16 protein-coding genes are annotated in these 18,600 nt (G+C 71.9%); 11 read left to right on the top strand and 5 right to left on the bottom strand.

From position 1 onward, the window contains the following. Positions 1 to 567: 567 nt before the first annotated feature. From D6B71_RS15550 to D6B71_RS15530, 5 genes are read left to right on the top strand one after another with little or no spacing between them, the layout of a single operon-like run. Complete coding sequence (locus tag D6B71_RS15550; protein WP_121256684.1) at positions 568 to 1,470, top strand: hypothetical protein; 903 nt, start codon at positions 568 to 570, stop codon at positions 1,468 to 1,470. Continuing rightward, the gene (locus D6B71_RS15545; RefSeq protein WP_121256682.1) at positions 1,467 to 2,090 is read left to right on the top strand and encodes a DUF4129 domain-containing protein; all 624 of its coding nucleotides are present in this window, start codon (positions 1,467 to 1,469) and stop codon (positions 2,088 to 2,090) included. The genes D6B71_RS15550 and D6B71_RS15545 overlap by 4 nt, the downstream gene beginning before the upstream one ends. Beyond that, positions 2,087 to 3,226: a DUF4350 domain-containing protein gene (locus D6B71_RS15540; protein WP_121256680.1), complete on the top strand. Its 1,140-nt coding sequence runs from the start codon at positions 2,087 to 2,089 to the stop codon at positions 3,224 to 3,226. The genes D6B71_RS15545 and D6B71_RS15540 overlap by 4 nt, the downstream gene beginning before the upstream one ends. After that, the gene (locus D6B71_RS15535; RefSeq protein WP_121256678.1) at positions 3,223 to 4,230 is read left to right on the top strand and encodes an AAA family ATPase; all 1,008 of its coding nucleotides are present in this window, start codon (positions 3,223 to 3,225) and stop codon (positions 4,228 to 4,230) included. The genes D6B71_RS15540 and D6B71_RS15535 overlap by 4 nt, the downstream gene beginning before the upstream one ends. Before the next feature lie 22 nt (positions 4,231 to 4,252). Further along, positions 4,253 to 5,542, top strand: coding sequence for a DUF58 domain-containing protein (locus D6B71_RS15530; protein ID WP_121256676.1), 1,290 nt, complete (start codon positions 4,253 to 4,255; stop codon positions 5,540 to 5,542). A 3-nt stretch (positions 5,543 to 5,545) separates the two neighbouring features. Here the strand turns inward: D6B71_RS15530 and D6B71_RS15525 are convergent, their stop codons facing one another. Further along, the gene (locus D6B71_RS15525; RefSeq protein ID WP_121256673.1) at positions 5,546 to 6,541 is read right to left on the bottom strand and encodes a stage II sporulation protein M; all 996 of its coding nucleotides are present in this window, start codon (positions 6,539 to 6,541) and stop codon (positions 5,546 to 5,548) included. A gap of 23 nt (positions 6,542 to 6,564) precedes the next feature. On the opposite strand from D6B71_RS15525, the gene D6B71_RS15520 reads away from it, so the two are divergent. The 4 genes from D6B71_RS15520 to D6B71_RS15505 all read left to right on the top strand — a co-directional run bounded on the left by D6B71_RS15520 (position 6,565) and on the right by D6B71_RS15505 (position 11,304). Then, on the top strand, positions 6,565 to 7,446 hold the full coding sequence (locus tag D6B71_RS15520; protein WP_121256671.1) for an RDD family protein: 882 nt from the start codon (positions 6,565 to 6,567) through the stop codon (positions 7,444 to 7,446). 203 nt (positions 7,447 to 7,649) lie between these two features. Next, positions 7,650 to 9,032 (top strand): ABC transporter substrate-binding protein, encoded by a 1,383-nt coding sequence (locus D6B71_RS15515; protein WP_121256669.1) that lies wholly within the window; start codon positions 7,650 to 7,652, stop codon positions 9,030 to 9,032. 299 nt (positions 9,033 to 9,331) lie between these two features. After that, the gene (locus D6B71_RS15510; protein ID WP_240641451.1) at positions 9,332 to 10,363 is read left to right on the top strand and encodes a carbohydrate ABC transporter permease; all 1,032 of its coding nucleotides are present in this window, start codon (positions 9,332 to 9,334) and stop codon (positions 10,361 to 10,363) included. Beyond that, positions 10,360 to 11,304: a carbohydrate ABC transporter permease gene (locus tag D6B71_RS15505; protein ID WP_121256666.1), complete on the top strand. Its 945-nt coding sequence runs from the start codon at positions 10,360 to 10,362 to the stop codon at positions 11,302 to 11,304. The genes D6B71_RS15510 and D6B71_RS15505 overlap by 4 nt, the downstream gene beginning before the upstream one ends. Before the next feature lie 32 nt (positions 11,305 to 11,336). Here D6B71_RS15505 and D6B71_RS15500 read toward each other — a convergent pair whose 3' ends face one another. Next, positions 11,337 to 12,701: a GH1 family beta-glucosidase gene (locus D6B71_RS15500; RefSeq protein WP_121256663.1), complete on the bottom strand. Its 1,365-nt coding sequence runs from the start codon at positions 12,699 to 12,701 to the stop codon at positions 11,337 to 11,339. 47 nt (positions 12,702 to 12,748) lie between these two features. On the opposite strand from D6B71_RS15500, the gene D6B71_RS15495 reads away from it, so the two are divergent. Next, positions 12,749 to 13,780: a LacI family DNA-binding transcriptional regulator gene (locus D6B71_RS15495; RefSeq protein ID WP_121256661.1), complete on the top strand. Its 1,032-nt coding sequence runs from the start codon at positions 12,749 to 12,751 to the stop codon at positions 13,778 to 13,780. Here the strand turns inward: D6B71_RS15495 and trmB are convergent, their stop codons facing one another. Continuing rightward, on the bottom strand, positions 13,781 to 14,521 hold the full coding sequence (gene trmB / locus D6B71_RS15490; RefSeq protein WP_240641450.1) for a tRNA (guanosine(46)-N7)-methyltransferase TrmB: 741 nt from the start codon (positions 14,519 to 14,521) through the stop codon (positions 13,781 to 13,783). A gap of 113 nt (positions 14,522 to 14,634) precedes the next feature. Here trmB and D6B71_RS15485 point away from each other — a divergent pair, with 113 nt between their 5' ends. Continuing rightward, complete coding sequence (locus D6B71_RS15485) at positions 14,635 to 15,123, top strand: GyrI-like domain-containing protein (RefSeq protein ID WP_121256656.1); 489 nt, start codon at positions 14,635 to 14,637, stop codon at positions 15,121 to 15,123. 93 nt (positions 15,124 to 15,216) lie between these two features. Here D6B71_RS15485 and tuf read toward each other — a convergent pair whose 3' ends face one another. Both tuf and fusA read right to left on the bottom strand, forming a co-directional pair. Continuing rightward, positions 15,217 to 16,410: an elongation factor Tu gene (tuf, locus tag D6B71_RS15480; RefSeq protein ID WP_121256654.1), complete on the bottom strand. Its 1,194-nt coding sequence runs from the start codon at positions 16,408 to 16,410 to the stop codon at positions 15,217 to 15,219. Between the two features lie 68 nt (positions 16,411 to 16,478). Further along, entirely contained in the window at positions 16,479 to 18,590 is a 2,112-nt protein-coding gene (gene fusA / locus D6B71_RS15475) for an elongation factor G (protein ID WP_121256652.1), read from the bottom strand. Positions 18,591 to 18,600 lie beyond the last annotated feature (10 nt).

The following is an 18,600-nucleotide window of genomic DNA, read 5'->3' as shown; positions in this document are numbered from 1 at the left end:
GTCGCTCAGTCTGGGCGCAGCACGAGGCCGGGGCCTCGCTGTTCGTTTCTTTGGTGGCGCCCGACGGGTTCGTCGGGCTGATCGGGTCTCCTGGTCGGCACGGGCGCACGCCGGACCACCGAACTCACGGGAGACGCGATTCAATAGTCAAGATTGTGGCCGTGCCCCGGCGACCCGCCGAAGCAACCGGACCATCTTGGCAGAGATCAGGCCCGAGTCCAAATCGGTTGGGGAGCCCCATACCGACACCTGACAGGATACTCGGGACACGGTCGCCGCGGCCCGCTGCCGCCCCTCGGGAAGGACGCCATGCCCGACAGCTTCGAGCACGATCCCGGGGCCTACCCGCCGCCCGGAGGCGCCGTGCCGCCGGCCTCTGCTGCGTACCCCCCGCCCGCCGCGTACCCGCCCCCCGGCGCGGCGTACCCGCCCCCCGGCGCCGCGTACCCGCCCCCCCGCGCCGCCTATCCCCCGCCGGGTGCCCCGTACCCCCCGCCGAGCGCGCCCCACGGGTGGCCGGCGCCGCTCGCCGCCGCGCACAAGCCCGGAGCCATCCCACTGCGTCCGTTGGGGCTCGGCGACCTCTACGACGGGGCGTTCCGCATCATCCGCTTCAACCCCCGCGCCACCGTCGGGTCCGCGGTCCTCGTGGCGGCCGTGGCGATGTCGGTGCCGGTGCTGGTCACCGCCGTGCTGACCTGGGCGGTGAACCTGTCCCTGGACTCCTCCGACATGAGCGACGCCGACGCGGCCGGCCTGATCGGCTCGTTCGGCGCCCTCGGGCTGGGCACGCTGCTCCAGGGCCTGGGCATGATCCTGGTCACGGGCATGGTCGCCCACGTCGCCTCCGCGGCCGCCATCGGCCGCCGGCTCTCCCTCGGCGAGGCCTGGACGGCCACCCGGGGCAAGCGCTGGCGGCTGCTGGGGCTGGCGTTCCTGCTCGGGACGCTGGGCAGCCTGGCGCTGGTCCTCTACGCCGGCCTGTGGGTGCTGCTCGCGCTGGCGGACCCCGACGCCGTGGGCTACGTGGTCTTCGGGGTGGTCACGCTGCCGCTCTTCGCCGTCCTCATGTCCTGGTTCTGGATCCGCGTCTACTACCTCCCGGTGCCGGCGCTGATGCTCGAGGAGGTCGGCGTGTTCCGGGCGGTCGGGCGCGGCTTCGCCCTCACCCGCCGGCAGTTCTGGCGCACCTTCGGCATCGGGCTGCTGACGATCCTCATCGCCAGCGCCGCCAGCTATGCCCTGGCCCTGCCGCTGTCCTTCGCCGGGCCGCTGATCATGGTCGCCACCGGACCCGAGTACGCCGTGCTCGCCCTGATGGTGGTGCAGGCGCTCTCGTCGGTGGCCTCGGCGGCCTTCATCACGCCGTTCACCTCCACGGTCACCGCGCTGCAGTACCTCGACCAGCGGATGCGCAAGGAGGGCTACGACGTCGAGCTCCTGGCCCGCTCGGGCGTCGCCCCGTCGTGACCGGCCCTCTTCTCGGCATGCTCGGCGAGCCGCCCCTGGTGCCCACCCCCGACGAGGCCCGCTCGTCACTGCGCGAGGAGCTGCTCCGCCCGGAGTACCACGAGACCAACCTGGTGGCCCGGCTGCTGCGCTGGCTGCAACGCCAGGTGGACCGGGGCCTGCAGGCGGCCGCCGACCTCCCCTCCCTCTCCCAGGTCGCGGCGGTGGTGGTGCTGGCCCTGCTGGTCACCGCGCTGGCGTGGCTGCTCTCCCGGGCCCGCCGCACGCCGCGGGCCCGGCCGGCTGCTGGTCCGATGCTGGGTGCCGAGCGGCTCGACGCCGCCCAGCTGCGCGCCCGGGCGGAGGCGGCGCTGGCCGCGGGCCGGCCGGCGCAGGCCCTGGTCGACGCGTTCCGGTCCCTGGCGGTGCGCCAGGTCGAGCGCGGGCGTCTCGACGACGCACCCGGCGCCACCGCGCACGAGGTGGCGCGAGCGCTGGAGGCCGAGTTCCCCGACCACCGGGCCGCGCTGCGCCGGGCGGCGCTGCTGTTCGACGAGGTGCTCTACGGCCATCACCCGGCGACCGCGGAGCAGGCGCGCTCGGTGCTCGACCTCGACGACCGGATGGCGGTGCTGCGGTGAACACCTCCGCCACGGCGCGCCCCGGTCCCGACCGGTGGCGCCGCTGGCGGGCGCCCCTGCTGATCGGGAGCGCCGTGGCGGCGGCGATCACGCTCGTCGTGCTCTCCGCCGGGGGGCCCCGCACCTCCGAGCCTCTCGACCCGGACAACCCCGGCCCGGACGGCGCGCGCGCGGTGGCCCGGGTGCTGGCCGACCAGGGGGTCGAGGTGCACGTCGTCCGAGGCGAGGAGGAGCTGCGCGAGACCCGCCCCGGCCCCGGCACCACCGTGCTGGTCACCGCCACCTGGGCGCTGGGCGCCAGCACCGCCGAAGAGCTGCGGGGGCACAGTCAGGACGCCCGGCTGGTGGTGGCCGGCGCCGACGTCGGCGCCACCCGGGCACTCGGTCTGGGCCCGGCACCATCCTCCAGCGGGGCCCGTGGGGTGACCGCCCGCTGCGACGACCCGGCCCTCGAGGAGCTCCTCGGCGGGCTGACCCTCAGCGTCGACGCGGCGCTGGCCTACCCCGGCCGCGGCTGCTTCGGCGTGACGGACGGCGCGCTGCTGGCCGAGCGCGACGGCGTGCTGCTCCTCGGCGCCGCGGAGGCGCTCACCAACGACCAGGTGCTGCGTGCCGACAACGCGGCGCTGGCGCTGCGCCTGCTCGGCCGTGACCCGCAGCTGGTCTGGTACGTCCCGGACCCTGCCGACCTGAACGCCGACGACGGGGTGTCGCTGGGCAGCCTCCTCCCGCCGTGGCTGGCACCGGCCCTGCTGCTGGCGCTCGCGGCCGTCGCCGCCCTCGCGCTGTGGCGCGGCCGTCGGCTCGGCCCGCTGGTGACGGAGCCGCTGCCGGTGACGGTGCGGGCCATCGAGACCACGCTGGGCCGGGGACGGATGTATCGCAAGGCCGGCGACCGTCGGCACGCCGCCGAGGCGCTGCGCGAGGCCACCCGGGATCGCGTCGGCGCCCGGCTGCGGCTGGGTCGGGTCGACGCCGACACGCTCGTCGCCGCGGTCGCGGCGGGCACCGGGCGGCCGGCGGGCGAGGTCGCCGCACTACTCTCCCCCGCCGCCCCCTCCCCCGCCACCGACGACGACCTGATCAGACTGGCCGGCGAGCTGGCCACACTCGAGGAAGAGGTACGCCGCCCATGACCGAGCACCACCCGGAGGACCGCCCCGAGGGACCCGACGAGCCCGCGCCCACCGCCGACGAGGCCCGCGAGCGGCTCGGCGCCGTGCGGGAGGAGGTCGCCAAGGCCGTGGTCGGCCAGGACGCCGCGGTCAGCGGGCTGATGGTCGCACTGCTGTGCGGCGGCCACGTGCTGATGGAGGGCGTGCCCGGGGTGGCCAAGACCCTGCTCGTGCGCAGCCTGTCCGCGGCGCTCGCGGTGCGCACCCGACGGGTGCAGTTCACCCCCGACCTGATGCCCGGCGACATCACCGGGTCGATGGTCATCGACAACGAGCAGGGCGAGCTGGTCTTCCGCGAGGGGCCGCTGTTCACGAACCTGCTGCTCGCCGACGAGATCAACCGCACCCCGCCGAAGACCCAGTCGGCGCTGCTGGAGGCCATGGAGGAGGGGTCGGTGTCCGTCGACGGGACGACCCGCCCGCTGCCGCGGCCGTTCCTGGTGGCGGCGACCCAGAACCCCGTCGAGTACGAAGGCACCTACCCGCTGCCCGAGGCCCAGCTGGACCGGTTCCTGCTCAAGGTGGTGCTGCCGGTGCCCGAGCGCGACGACGAGCTCGAGATCCTGCGCCGGCACGCCACGGGCTTCGACCCTCGCGACGTCGCCGGCGCCGGGGTGAGCGCCGTGGCCGGGGCCGCCGACATCGCCGCCGGCCAGCGCGCCGTCGGCACCGTGCAGGTCGCGCCCGAGGTGGCGGCGTACATCGTCGACATCGCCCGGGCCACGCGGGTCTCGCCGTCGCTGGAGCTGGGGGTCAGCCCGCGCGGCGCCACCGCCCTGCTGCGCGCCAGCCGGGCCTGGGCCTGGCTGAACGGCCGCGACTTCGTCACCCCCGACGACGTGAAGGCGCTGGCACAGGCCGCCCTGGTGCACCGGCTCGGGCTGCGCCCCGAGGCCGAGCTCGAGGGCGTCGACGTCGGCCAGGTGCTGGGCGCAGCCCTGTCGTCGGTCCCGGTGCCCCGGTGACCGGTCACGAGCCGGCCCGCTGATGGCGATCACCGGCCGGGTCCCGGTCCTGGTGCTGCTCGGGATCGGCCCGCTGCTGCTGTTCCCATCGTTCGCGACCGCCTGGGTGTGGCTGCTCACCGTCGCCGCACTGGTGGGCCTGGACGTCGCCCTGGCGCCGCGGCCGCAGCGGCTGGAGGTGGCGCGCCGGCCGACCCAGGCGGTGCGCGTCGGCACGCCGGCGGCGTCGGAGCTGGTGGTCGAGAACCCGACCGACCGCCCCCTCCGGGGAACGCTGCGCGACGCCTGGCAGCCCACGGCCGGCGCCAGCGGCAACCGCCACCGGGTGGTCCTGGCCGCGGGTGACCGGGTGCGGCTGCGCACCCCGCTACTCCCCCACCGGCGCGGCGACCTGCGTGCCGCCGGGGTGACGGTGCGGGCCACCGGCCCGCTGGGCCTCGGAGCCCGGCAGCACACCCGGGAGGTGCCGGGCGTGGTGCGCGCGCTGCCGGCGTTCGAGTCCCGCAAGCACCTGCCCTCGAGGCTGGCCCGGCTGCGCGAGCTGGACGGACGCTCGGCGGTCCGGGTGCGCGGCCAGGGCACCGAGTTCGACTCGCTGCGCGAGTACGTCCGCGGTGACGACGTGCGCTCGATCGACTGGCGGGCCAGCGCCCGCAGCCGGGGCGTCGTGGTCCGCACCTGGCAGCCCGAGCGGGACCGCCGGGTGGTGTTGGTGCTCGACACCTCCCGCACGTCGGCGGCCAGGGTGCCCGACGTGCCGCTGCTCGACGCGACCATGGACGCCGCGCTGCTGCTCGGCGCGCTGGCCGCCCGTGCCGGTGACCGCGTCGACCTGGTCGCCGGCGACCGGCGGGTGCGCACCCGGCTCCGCTCGGCCGGGACCCGCGCCGTCCCCGAGCTCCAGGAGGCGATGGCCGACCTCGAGCCGGTGCTCGCCGAGGCCGACTGGACCGCGCTCGCGGGCGCGGTCAGCGGCCTGGGCAGACAACGTGCGCTGGTGGTCCTGCTCACCGCGCTGGAGCCCTCGGTGGTCGAGGAGGGGCTGCTGGCGGTCCTGCCGACCCTGACCCGCCACCACCGGGTGGTGCTCGCCGCGGTCCGCGACCCCGAGCTGGAGCAGCTGGCGGCCGCTCGCGGCGACCTCGAGCAGACCTACGCCGCCGCGGCCGCGGAGCAGGTGCTCGCGCGGCGTCGGCACACCGCGGCGACGCTGCGGGCGCTGGGCCTCGACGTCGTCGACGCCGACGCCGAGCGGCTGGCCCCCGCGCTGGCCGACCACTACCTGCTGCTGAAGTCGCGCGGCCTGCTGTAGCGCTCAGTCCGCGGTCGCGACCCGGTCCTCGAGCAGCATCGCGTCGACGTCCCCGGTGTGCCCCGCCTGGACGGCACGGCGTCCCAGCACGAACACGAAGCCGAAGAAGACCAGCTCCGCGAGCACCCCGATCCCGACCCGGGCCCAGGTCGGCAGCGGCGAGGGCGTGACGAAGGCCTCGATCACGCCGCTCACGAACAGCACGGCGACCAGTCCGAGCGCGACCGTCCCCGCGGTGCGGCCCTCCCGGGCCATCGCCGTGGCTCGGGGCACCCCCCGTGGCTCGACCCACGACCAGAACAGGCGCAGTCCCACACCGCCGGCCACGAAGACCGCGGTCAGCTCCAGCAGGCCGTGGGGCAGCAGCAACCCCCAGAAGTGCTGGCCGTGGTCGTGTCGGTGCATGATCGAGCCGATCACCGCCAGGTTCGCCAGGTTCTGGAACAGCAGGTAGGCCACGGGCAGCCCGAGCACCCCCAGCCCGAGGCAGAGCGCGGTCACCCAGGCGTTGTTGACCCAGACCTGGGCGGCGAAGTGGCTGGCGGCGTGCTCGCTGTAGTAGCCCTCGAAGTCCTCGTTGACCAGGCTGTCGACCTCGGCCGGGGAGAGCAGGCTCTGCTCGACGACCGGGTTGTCCAGCAGCCACCACATCATCACCGCGGTGACCACGACGTTCGCCGCCATCGTGGCCAGCCACCACCAGCGCAACCGGTAGAGCGCGGCGGGGAACCGCTGACCGAAGAAGCGGGCGACGCCGGCCCAGGTGCCGCTGCGGGTGCCGACCGAACGGTGCCGGGCCCGGGCCAGCAGCGAGGAGAGATAGGTGACCAGCGCCGGGTCGGGCGCGGAGGTGCGGACCACCGAGAGGTGGGTGGCCACCTGCTGGTAGCGGTCGACCAGCTCGTCGGCCTCGGCGCCTCCGAGCCGCCGCCGACGGACCAGCTGCTCGAGACGCTGCCAGTCCCCGGCGTGGGCGAGCACGTAGGCGTCCAGGTCCACGCAGGCGAGCCTATGCTGCCGGGGTGCCGCCCTCCACCGCGCCGGAGCACGCCACGCTCACCGCGGACGACCTCGTCACCGGCGAGGCCGTCGCGCTCGACCTGCCGCCGGCCGGTGTCGGCCCCCGGATCGCGTCCGGGCTGATCGACGTGGTCGCCACCCTCGCCCTGCTGGTCGGCATGGTGATGCTCACGATGGCTGCCGCGCTGCGCACCGACGCGGCGCTGACCTGGGTGGCCTGGATCGGCTCGCTCGCGACGGTGTTCCTGGTCTTCCCGACGGCCCTGGAGACCCTCACCCGCGGACGCTCGCTCGGCAAGCTCGCCCTGGGGCTGCGCACGGTGCGCGACGACGCCGGCCCGATCTCCTTCCAGCACGCCTTCGTGCGCGCGTTGGTGGGCATCGTGGAGATCTACGCGCTGTCCGGCGCCCCGGCCTTCTTCTCGGCGATCCTCAGCCACCGCGGCAAGCGGCTGGGCGACTACGCGGCGGGCACCTACGTGGTGCGCGAGCGGGCCCGGCTGCGGCTGCCCCCTCCGACGCCGATGCCGCCCCCGCTGGCCGGCTGGGCCCGCCGAGCCGACATCGCCCCGCTGCCCCCGGGACTGGCCCTGGCGGTGCGGCAGCTGCTCGGTCGCGCCGCGGCCCTCGACGCCGCCGCGCGCTCCGCGGTGGCCGGCCGGCTCGCCGGCCAGGTCGCGGCGTACGTCGCCCCGCCGCCGCCGCCGGGCACCCCACCCGAGGCGTTCCTGGCCGCGGTGATCGCGGCCAGGCGCGAACGGGACACCGCCCGGCTGGCCCGCGAGGCCGAGCTGCGCCGGCGGCTGACCGGCCGACGCGGTCCAGACCGCTTCGCATCCGGCCCGGAGGGCGCGTCCCGCCGGCCGGGCGGGGAGGCACCCTAGCGAGAGATCCACGCGGGGACAACGACTTCCGGCGGTGCCGGACCCACCAGCCCCCCGGGCAATATCGCCCACCTGCTGCGTTACAGCATCGTTACGACACCCGGTTGACGGCGGGAAGAGTAAACGTTTGCATCGGTAGTTGACGGACGCCGGTCCAGCCATAAGGCGAGGCGGACGTGACGACAAGGCAGAGAGGGATACGCATGCGAGCACGCAAGATTCGTCCCGGGATCGCCGCCGCAGCCGCACTGGCTGTCGCGGGCATGGTCCTGGCCGGCTGCGCCGAGGATGAGGGCGACGAAGGCACCAACACCGCCGAGGGCACCTCCCCCGGTGAGGGCAAGGCGGGGTGTGAACAACTGGTCCAGTTCGGCGACCTGACGGGTGAAGAGGTCAGCCTCTACACCTCCATCGTCGCCCCGGAGGACCAGCCCCACATCGACTCCTACGACCTGTTCGAGGAGTGCACGGGCGCCACCGTCAACTACGAAGGCTCCAAGGAGTTCGAGGCCCAGCTGGTGGTGCGCGCGAAGTCCGGCAACCCGCCGGACCTCGCCTACATCCCCCAGCCCGGCCTGCTGAACACGCTGGTCACCGACACCGACGCCGTCGTCGCCGCCCCCGGGCCGGTCGAGGAGAACGTCGACGAGTTCTTCGGTGAGGACTGGAAGGCCTACGGCACCGTCGACGGCACGTTCTACGCCGCTCCCCTGGGCGCCAACGTCAAGTCGCTGGTGTGGTACTCCCCGAGCATGTTCGCCGACAACGGCTGGGAGATCCCCCAGACCTGGGACGACATGATCGCGCTGTCCGACCAGATCGCCGACGAGGGCAAGGTCAAGCCCTGGTGCGCCGGCATCGAGTCCGGCGAGGCCACCGGCTGGCCGGCCACCGACTGGCTCGAGGACGTGCTGCTGCGCACCGGCGGCCCCGACGTCTACGACCAGTGGATGAACCACGAGATCCCGTTCAACGACGACGCCGTGGTCGAGGGCCTCGACACCGTGGGCGACATCCTCAAGAACGAGGACTACGTCAACGGTGGGTTCGGTGACGTGAAGTCGATCGCCACCACCGCCTTCCAGGACGGCGGTCTGCCGATCGTCGACGGCAAGTGCGCGATGCACCGCCAGGCGAACTTCTACGCCGCGAACTGGCCCGAGGGCACCAACGTGGCCGAGGACGGCGACGTGTTCGCGTTCTACCTCCCGCCGATCGGCGAGGACTTCGGCAACCCGGTCCTCGGTGGCGGCGAGTTCGTGGCCGCGTTCAACGACAACACCGTCACCCAGGCGTTCCAGACCTACCTGTCCAGCGACGTGTGGGCCAACGAGAAGGCCAAGGCCACCCCGGCCGGCGGTTGGGTCTCGGCGAACAACGGTCTCGACACCGCGAACCTGGTCAGCCCGATCGACCAGCTCTCCGCGGAGATCCTGGCCGACCCGGACGCCACCTTCCGGTTCGACGCCTCGGACCTGATGCCGGGTGAGGTCGGCGCCGGCTCGTTCTGGCGCGAGATGACCGCCTGGATCACCGGGCAGTCCACCGAGGAGAGCCTCGAGAAGATCGAGTCCTCCTGGCCGTGACCGGTGCGGCCTCGGCCGGCCGCTGAGCCGACCGGGGCCTCCCGTCACACCAAACCCGCAACACACGTCGCGGTCCCCGGGTCCACCCGGGGACCGCGACGCCCCGGCCCCTGTTCCTCCGCCACCGCCGCCCGACTCGGCCGCCGCCGCGCTGCGGCCCCCGCGCACCCGGAGTTCCGATGCCCGTTGAGCACGACCTGGACCCCACCGGCCCCGCCCCGGCAAGCGAATCGCCCCCCGGATCTTCGAGCGGAGAAGGCAGTTCGCTGCTGACCCGACTCCTCCCCATCCTCACCTTCGTGGTGACGCCGGTGGTCATCGTCGTCCTGCTGATCGTGCTGGCCACGCTGGCCGGTTCGATCGAGATCGACACCGTCAGCGGCAAGTTCCTCCAGATGTTCATCGCGGTCGCGCTGTTCGTGGTCGTGGTCGGCGGCATCCTGCTGATGACCTCGCGGATGCGCTCACGCTCCGGTGAACTCGTCCAGACCGCCGCCTTCGTGCTACCTGCGGTGCTGCTGATCTGTCTCGGCCTGCTCTATCCGGCCATCAACAACATCTACCAGTCGTTCTTCGACCGGCGTGGCGACGAGTTCGTCGGCTGGGACAACTACCGCGAGGTGTTCACCGACGAGGCGCTGCTGCTGGTGCTGCGCAACACCGCCCTGTGGGTGGCGCTGGTGCCGGTCCTCTCCACGCTGATCGGTCTCGTCTACGCCGTCCTCGTCGACCGCTCGCCGTTCGAGAAGTTCGCCAAGGCGCTGATCTTCCTGCCGATGGCGATCTCCCTGGTCGGAGCCTCGATCATCTGGAAGTTCGTCTACGACTACCGGGCCACCGAGAACGACCAGATCGGCCTGGCCAACCAGGTGTTGAAGAGCCTGGGCTTCGACACCTATCGGTTCCTGCTCACCGAGCCGTGGAACAACCTGTTCCTGATCGTGATCATGGTCTGGGTGCAGGCCGGGTTCGCGATGACGATCCTGTCGGCCTCGATCAAGGCCATCCCCGACGACATCGTCGAGGCCGCCCGGCTCGACGGCGTGGGCGGTCTGAAGATGTTCCGCTACATCACCGTGCCGAGCATCCGGCCCTCGCTGATCGTCGTGCTGACCACGATCAGCATCACCACGCTGAAGGTCTTCGACATCGTCCGCACCACCACCGGCGGCAACTACGACACCAGCGTGCTCGCCTACGAGTACTACGTGCAGAGCTTCCGGTCCTTCGACCAGGGTCTCGGTGCCGCGCTGGCGACCCTGATCTTCGTGCTGGTGCTCCCGATCGTGATCTACAACATCCGTCAGATGCGCAAGCTGGAGGCACGATGACAACCACGAACCCCCCGGCCGGGGTCGTCACCGGCGCGATCGCCAAGGAGTCCGCTGCCTCCACCGCCAAGAAGGCGCTGACCAACCCCTGGGCCTCGTTGGCCGCGGTCGTCATCGCGGTGCTGTGGACCGTCCCCACGGCCGGCCTGCTGATCTCCTCGTTCCGTCCCGAGAACGAGGTCAAGGGCAGCGGCTGGTGGACGGGCCTGGGCGGGCCCTACACCCTCGAGAACTACCGCGAGGTGCTCACCGGCGGCAGCAGCGCCGAGTTCGGCACCTACGTGATCAACTCGATCGTGATCACGCTGCCGTCCGTGTTGATCCCGATCACCCTGGCGACCCTCGCGGCCTACGCCTTCGCATGGATGCGCTTCCCGGGTCGCAACCTGCTGTTCATCGGCGTCTTCGCGCTCCAGATCGTGCCGATCCAGATCACGATGATCCCGCTGCTCAGCGCCTACGTGAAGCCGCCCTTCAACCTGATCTCACTGGCCGGCGGCGAGGCGCCCGGCGGAGGTTTCTACACGATCTGGCTCTCCCACTCGATCTTCGCGCTCCCGCTGGCGATCTACCTGCTGCACAACTTCATGCGCGAGATCCCCGGCGAGCTGATCGAGTCGGCCCGCGTCGACGGCGCCGGCCACGTGCAGATCTTCAGCCGGATCATGCTGCCGCTGATGATGCCCGCCATCGCCGCGTTCGGCATCTTCCAGTTCCTGTGGGTGTGGAACGACCTGCTGGTGGCGCTGGTCTTCGGTGGCGGCAGCCTCGACATCTCGCCGGTCACCGTCCGTCTGGCCGAGCTCTCCGGAACTCGCGGGGCCGATTGGCACCTGCTGTCCGCGGGCGCGTTCGTGTCGCTGGTCGTCCCGCTGATCGTGTTCCTCTCCCTGCAGCGCTACTTCGTCCGCGGCCTGCTCGCGGGCAGCGTCAAGGGCTAGGAACCGTGGCCGGAACAGCCGGCCGAGCCCCCCTACCGGACCCGGTCTGCGAACCAGGCGTACGAGGCCTTCGGCGTGCGCGTCTGGTCGTCGGGGTCGACGTGCACGATGCCGAACGTCTTCGTGTAGCCCTCTGCCCACTCGAAGTTGTCGAGCAGGGTCCACACGAAGTAGGCGCGGACGTCGGCCCCGGCGGCGCGGGCGCGCTCGGTGGCGTCGATGTGACCGCGCAGGTAGTCGATCCGGTCCTGGTCGTCGATGGTGCGCCCGTCAGGCCCGTCGACCACCTCGTCGGCGTAGGCGGCACCGTTCTCGGTGACGATGAGAGGCAGGCCGGAGCGGCGGTGGGTCTCCACGAGCAGCTCCTCGAGACCGCGGGGCTCGACCTCCCAGCCGATGTCGGTGCGGGGCTCGCGGACCACGAACGCGACCGGGTCGACGCCCGGGTAGGCGCCGGCCTCGGGGTGCGCCTCGCCGGCGGGCAGCCCCTCGGGCAGGTCCGGGCGCACGGGCGTGTAGTAGTTGATCCCCATCCAGTCGGCGGAGCCGCGGACCAGCTCGAGGTCGCCGTCGCGGACCAGCTCGGGGTCGCGCAGCACCGGTGCGACCGACAGCAGTCCCTCGTCGTAGGCGCCGTCGACGAGCGGGCCCAGCCAGACCCGGTTGCGCACGGCGTCGACGCCGTCGGCGACCCGCTCGGCCTCGGGTCGCTCGGGCCAGATGGGCGCCAGGTTCAGCGCGATGCCGACGTCGCCGGCGTTGGCCTCGTGCAGTCGGGCGGCGGCGAGGCCGTGGGCGAGGTTGAGGTGGTGGGCCGCCCGGTGGGCGTCGCCGCCCTCCCGCCGGCCCGGGGCGTGCACGCCGCCGGCGTAGCCGAGGTAGGCGGCACACCACGGCTCGTTGAGGGTGGTCCACAGCCCCACCCGGTCGCCGAGGCGCTCGTGCACGACCATCGCGTAGTCGGCGAAGGCCTCGGCGGTGTCACGCACCAGCCAGCCGCCGGCGTCCTCGAGCGCCTGCGGCAGATCCCAGTGGTAGAGCGTGGGCGAGGGGCCCACCCCGCGGGCGAGCAGCGAGTCGACGAGCCGGTCGTAGTAGTCCAGGCCGCGCGTCTCGACCCGGCCACGGCCCTCCGGGAGCACCCGCGGCCACGCGATCGAGAAGCGGTACCAGTCGACGCCGAGCCCGGCGAGCAGGTCGGCGTCCTCGTCGAAGCGGTGGTAGGAGTCGCAGGCCACCGCGCCGTCGGAGGCGTCCTTGATCGCGCCGGGGCGCTCGGTGAAGGTGTCCCAGATCGAGCGGCCGCGGCCGTCTTCGGCGACCGCCCCCTCCACCTGGTAGGACGCGGTCGCGGTGCCGAAGGAGAGGGGCCCGGCGGCGGGCAGGCGGGTCGTCATGGACACCAACCTATTGCCTCGCGCGGTGCCGCACGAAGGGGCCGGCCGTGACCAGCATCAAGGACGTCGCCCGCGAGGTGCACATGTCCACCGCGACCGTGTCGCGGGCGCTGCGCGGCCTGCCCGGGGTCTCCGAGCAGACCCGCGCCAGGGTGATGGAGACCGCGCTGCGCCTCGGCTACGTCGCCTCCCCCAGCGCAGCCGGGCTGGCCAGCGGACAGACCCGCACAGTCGCCGTGGTCGTGCCGTTCGTGACGCAGTGGTTCTTCTCCTCGGTGGTGCACGCCGCCGAGCAGGTGCTGCGCGGTCACGGCTACGACCTGCTGCTCTACAACCTCGCCGGCGACCACGACGCCCGGCACCGGGTCTTCCAGACGCACCTGCTGCGCAAGCGGGTCGACGCGGTGCTGATCCTGGCCCTCACCCCCAGCCAGGACGAGCAGGACTGGCTCGCGCGGCTCGGCCTCCCGGTGGCGGTGGTCGGCAGCGAGGTGCCGGGCTGGGCCAGCGTAGGCATCGACGACGAGCAGGCCGCGCGAACCGCGGTCGAGCACCTGCTCGGGCTCGGTCACCGCCGCATCGCCTACGTCGGTGGCAACACCGAGCACGCCCTCGACTTCACCGCGCCCATCGGGAGGCAGCGCGGCTACCGGGGGGCCCTGGCCGAGGCCGGGATCGATCCGGACCCCGGTCTCGAGGCCGACAGCGACTTCACCGTGACCGGCGGCTACCAGGCCGGCTTGGCGTTGCTCGGTCGCCGGCCGCGCCCGACGGCGGTCTTCGCCGCCTCCGACGAGATGGCGATCGGGGTGCTGCACGCGGCCCGGACGCTCCACCTGCGCGTGCCCGACGACGTCTCGGTGATCGGACTCGACGACCACGAGATGGCCGCGTTCTTCGACCTGAGCACGGTCGCCCAGCCGGTGCAGGAGCAGGGCAGACTGGCCGCCCAGGCGGTGCTCGCGGCGCTGGGACAGCTCGGCGCCGAATCGGGACCGGCCGCCCACGACCGGATCGTGCTGGCGACCCGACTGGTGCCGCGCGGCAGCACCGGACCGGTGGGCCTGGCGACCTGCTGACTAGGGCGAGTCGACCCGCCGGTAGCACAGGTCGGTGATCTGCCGCCCCGCGTTGCGCCCCTTGCGCTCGAACTTGGTCACCGGTCGCTCCTCCCAGCGGGCGACCGGGCCCCCGGCCAACCGGGGCTCGGCGTCGAGCACCTCGCGCATCTGCGCGGCGTACTGCTCCCAGTCGGTGGCCAGCCGCCAGGCCGCGCCGGGCGCGAGCCGCGAGGCCGCGAGCGCGGCGAATCGGGGCCCGACCAACCGCCGCTTGTGATGGCGCGCCTTGTGCCAGGGGTCGGGGAAGAACGTCCACAGCTCGGCCACCGATCCGGCAGCGAAGAGGTGCTCCAACGACCAGACCGCGTCGACCGAGCAGAGCCGGACGTTCTCCGCACCCGCGTCGGCGAGCCGGCCGAGCGTCTCGGCCACCCCCGGACGCCACACCTCGAAGGCGACCACGTCGAGGTCCGGGTGTCCCGCGGCCAGCGCTGCCGTCGCCTCTCCGACACCGGAGCCGATCTCCACGACCAGCGGCGCTTCGCGTCCGAAGACCTCGGGCCAGGAGAACCCGGGCCGGTCCATGGCCTCCTCGGGCACCACCCAGCGCGCCGCGTGCGCCTCCCAGGCGGCGGCCTGCGAGGTGCTGAACCGGCTGCCCCGTCGGGAGTAGGTCAGCACCTCGCGCATCCGGCGTCCGTCGTCGGTCAGCCGGTGGTGGGGTCGGGCCGGGCGGACGCCGGCAGGCTCCTCCTGCATGAGGACCATCCTCTCCCAGCCGGCAGGGTCCCTGGCCGCCGGGCCCTTGGGCCCTACAGCCGCCCTGCGCGCCGGACCTAGCCTCCAAGTGAACCGCCGGGAGGAAAGAGACGATGAACCAGACAGTCAGCATCACCCATGAAGTGGGCCGCCACCTCGCCGTGACCACCTTCGAGTGGCACCACGAGGAGCTGGGCGACCGGATGGCCGCCGCCTTCGGCACCGTGGCCAGGTTCCTGACCGAGCACGGGATCGCCATCACCGGCCCCGCGGTCGGCTTCTACCATCGGATCGACGGGGGGCTCTTCCGGGCCTCGGCCGGGTTCGTGGTCGACGAAGAGGTGGTCGGCGACGGGGTGGTGGAACCGCTCGTGCTCCCGACCGGCGACGCGCTGACCACCTTGCACATCGGCCCGTACGAACGGTTGCCCGAGACCTACACCGTGCTGCAGGACCACGCCGCCGCCCGCGAGCTCGTGCTCAACCAGGAGGTGATGTGGGAGGAGTACTACTCCGACCACGCGGCCCCCGCTGAGCAGGCTCGCACCCGCGTCTACTGGCCGATCGTCGCCCAGCACGCGCGCTCCGACGCGATGGCCTGAGACCGGCCGCGGGAACGGCGAAGGGCCCCCAGCCTTGCGGCTGGGGGCCCTTCGCTGTGTGTCAGACGACCCGGTCGACCGAGCCTGCCGAGATCACTTGGTGATCTTGGTGACCCGACCGGCGCCGACGGTGCGGCCGCCCTCGCGGATCGCGAACCGCAGACCCTCGTCCATCGCGATCGGCTGGATCAGCTCGACGGCCATCTCGGTGTTGTCACCGGGCATCACCATCTCGGTGCCCTCGGGCAGGGTCACGACGCCCGTCACGTCCGTGGTGCGGAAGTAGAACTGCGGGCGGTAGTTGTTGAAGAACGGCGTGTGCCGGCCGCCCTCCTCCTTCGAGAGGATGTAGACCGAGGCCTCGAAGTTGGTGTGCGGGGTCGTGGTGCCCGGCTTGGCGAGAACCATGCCGCGCTCGACGTCCTCGCGCTTGGTGCCGCGAAGCAGCAGACCGACGTTCTCACCGGCCTGACCCTCGTCGAGCAGCTTGCGGAACATCTCGACACCGGTGACCGTGGTCTTCGCCGAGGTGTCGCGGATGCCGAGGATCTCGATCTCCTCGCCGACCTTGACGATGCCGCGCTCGATGCGGCCGGTGACGACCGTGCCACGACCGGTGATCGTGAAGACGTCCTCGACCGGCATCAGGAACGGCTTGTCGGTGTCGCGCGCCGGGGTCGGGATGTAGTCGTCGACGGCCTGCATCAGCTCGGCGATCGAGTCGCCCCACTTGGCGTCGCCGTTGAGGGCCGGGAACGCGGCCACGCGCACGACCGGGATGTCGTCGCCCGGGAACTCGTACTCGCTGAGGAGCTCGCGCACCTCCATCTCGACGAGCTCGATGAGCTCCTCGTCGTCGACCATGTCGCACTTGTTGAGCGCGACGACCAGAGCCGGCACGCCGACCTGGCGGGCGAGGAGCACGTGCTCGCGGGTCTGCGGCATCGGGCCGTCGGTGGCGGCCACCACCAGGATCGCGCCGTCCATCTGCGCCGCGCCGGTGATCATGTTCTTGATGTAGTCGGCGTGACCGGGGCAGTCGACGTGCGCGTAGTGGCGCCCCTCGGTCTGGTACTCGACGTGCGCGATCGAGATCGTGATGCCGCGCTGCCGCTCCTCGGGCGCCTTGTCGATCTCGTCGAACGGCGTGAAGGGGTTCAGGTCCGGGTACTTGTCGTGCAGGACCTTGGTGATCGCTGCGGTCAGCGTCGTCTTGCCGTGGTCGATGTGACCGATGGTGCCGATGTTGACGTGCGGCTTGGTCCGCTCGAACTTCGCCTTAGCCACGGTGGGCTCCTCCTGGTGTGTGTGTTACTTGACTCGTACTAGCAGTGGTGGTGCGAGGTTCCGCTGCGCTATTCGCCGCGAACCTTCTTGATGATCTCGTCGGCGATGTTCGAAGGAACCTCGGCGTACGAGTCGAACTCCATCGAGTACGAAGCCTGGCCGGAGGTCTTCGACCTCAGGTCGCCAACGTACCCGAACATCTCGGACAGCGGCACGAGGGCGGAGACGACCATGTCGCCGTGCCGCTCCTCCTGCGCCTGAATGTGGCCGCGCCGGCTGTTGATGTCACCGATGACCGTGCCGAGGAAGTTCTCGGGCGTGGTCACCTCGACCGCGAACATCGGCTCGAGCAGCACCGGCTTGGCCATCCGGGCGGCCTCCTTGAAGGCCTGGTTGCCGGCGATCTTGAAGGCCAACTCGGAGGAGTCGACGTCGTGGTAGGCGCCGTCCTCGAGGGTGAACTTCACGTCGACCATCGGGTAGCCGGCGAGCACGCCGAACTCCATGGCCTCCTGGCCGCCCTGGTCGACCGAGGGGATGTACTCGCGCGGCACGCGACCACCGGAGACGTTGTTCTCGAACACGTAGCCCGCGCCGACACCGGTCTCGGGGTCGATGTTGGGGCCGAGCGAGACGACGACCTTCGCGAACTGGCCGGAGCCACCGGTCTGCTTCTTGTGGGTGTAGCTGTGGTTCTTGACCTCCTTGCGGAGGGTCTCCCGGTAGGCCACCTGGGGCTTGCCGACGGTGGCCTCGACGCGGAACTCGCGCTTCATCCGGTCGACCAGGATCTCCAGGTGGAGCTCGCCCATGCCGGCGATGATCGTCTGACCGGTCTCCTCGTCGGACTTGACCGTGAAGGTCGGGTCCTCGTCGGAGAGCCGCTGGATCGCCATGCCCAGCTTCTCCTGGTCGCTCTTGGTCTTGGGCTCGATCGCGACCTCGATCACCGGGGCCGGGAACGTCATCGACTCGAGGACGACCTGGTTCTGCTGGTCGCACAGGGTGTGGCCGGTCTTGGTGTCCTTCAGGCCCATCACGGCCACGATCTGGCCGGCGCCGACCGAGGCGATCTCCTCACGCTTGTTCGCGTGCATCTGGTAGACCTTGCCGATCCGCTCCTTGCGGCCGTTGACCGAGTTGACCACGGTCGAACCGGCCTCGAGCTTGCCGGAGTAGACCCGGACGTAGATCAGCTTGCCCAGGTGCGGGTCGGAGGCGATCTTGTAGGCCAGGCCGGAGAACGGCTCGTCGTCGGAGGGCTTGCGGGCGATCTCGGTCTCCTCGTCACCGGGCTTGTGACCGATGATCGCGTCGATGTCGAGCGGCGAGGGGAGGAACTTCACGACCGCGTCGAGCAGCGGCTGGACGCCCTTGTTCTTGAACGCGGTGCCGCACAGCACCGGGTTGACCCGGTCGGCCAGCGTGGCCCGGCGGATCGCGGCCTCGAGCTCCTCGACGGTGAACTCCTCACCCTCGAGGTACTTCTCCATGATCGCGTCGTCGGCCTCGGCGAGCGTCTCGAGGAACTTCTCGCGGTACTCGGCGGCCTTGTCGGCCAGCTCGGCCGGGATCTCCTCGACCTCGTAGTCCTCACCCATCTTGGTCTCGCCGCGCCAGGTGAGGGCGCGCATGCCGACCAGGTCGACGACGCCGAGGAAGTCGGACTCGGCGCCGATCGGGATCTGCAGGACCAGCGGGGTGGAGTTGAGGCGGTCGACCATCATGTCGACGCAGCGGAAGAAGTCCGCGCCGGTGCGGTCGAGCTTGTTGACGAAGCACATCCGGGGGACGGAGTACTTGTTCGCCTGGCGCCACACGGTCATCGTCTGCGGCTCGACGCCGGCGACACCGTCGAAGACGGCCACCGCGCCGTCGAGCACCCGCAGCGAGCGCTCGACCTCGGCGGTGAAGTCGACGTGCCCGGGGGTGTCGATGATGTTGATCTGGTGGTTCTTCCACCAGCAGGTCGTCGCGGCGGACGTGATCGTGATGCCGCGCTCCTGCTCCTGCTCCATCCAGTCCATCGTGGCGCCGCCCTCGTGGACCTCACCGATCTTGTAGGTGATCCCCGTGTAGAACAGGATCCGCTCGGTGGTGGTGGTCTTGCCGGCGTCGATGTGCGCCATGATGCCGATGTTGCGGACCTTGTTGAGGTCCGTGGTGATGTCGACAGCCACTAAGTCTCAG

Source organism: Nocardioides ferulae, from assembly GCF_003660455.1.
Lineage (GTDB): Bacteria > Actinomycetota > Actinomycetes > Propionibacteriales > Nocardioidaceae > Nocardioides > Nocardioides ferulae.
This window is presented reverse-complemented; position numbering and strand designations above follow the sequence as displayed.

Bases quoted from the DNA above. Each gene is read 5' to 3' on its own strand.
- D6B71_RS15535 (WP_121256678.1), top strand. From the start codon at position 3,223: ATGACCGAGCACCACCCGGAGGACCGCCCCGAGGGACCCGACGAGCCC.
- D6B71_RS15530 (WP_121256676.1), top strand. From the start codon at position 4,253: ATGGCGATCACCGGCCGGGTCCCGGTCCTGGTGCTGCTCGGGATCGGC.
- D6B71_RS15515 (WP_121256669.1), top strand. From the start codon at position 7,650: ATGCGAGCACGCAAGATTCGTCCCGGGATCGCCGCCGCAGCCGCACTG.
- D6B71_RS15505 (WP_121256666.1), top strand. From the start codon at position 10,360: ATGACAACCACGAACCCCCCGGCCGGGGTCGTCACCGGCGCGATCGCC.
- D6B71_RS15500 (WP_121256663.1), bottom strand. From the start codon at position 12,701: ATGACGACCCGCCTGCCCGCCGCCGGGCCCCTCTCCTTCGGCACCGCG.
- trmB (WP_240641450.1), bottom strand. From the start codon at position 14,521: ATGCAGGAGGAGCCTGCCGGCGTCCGCCCGGCCCGACCCCACCACCGG.
- D6B71_RS15485 (WP_121256656.1), top strand. From the start codon at position 14,635: ATGAACCAGACAGTCAGCATCACCCATGAAGTGGGCCGCCACCTCGCC.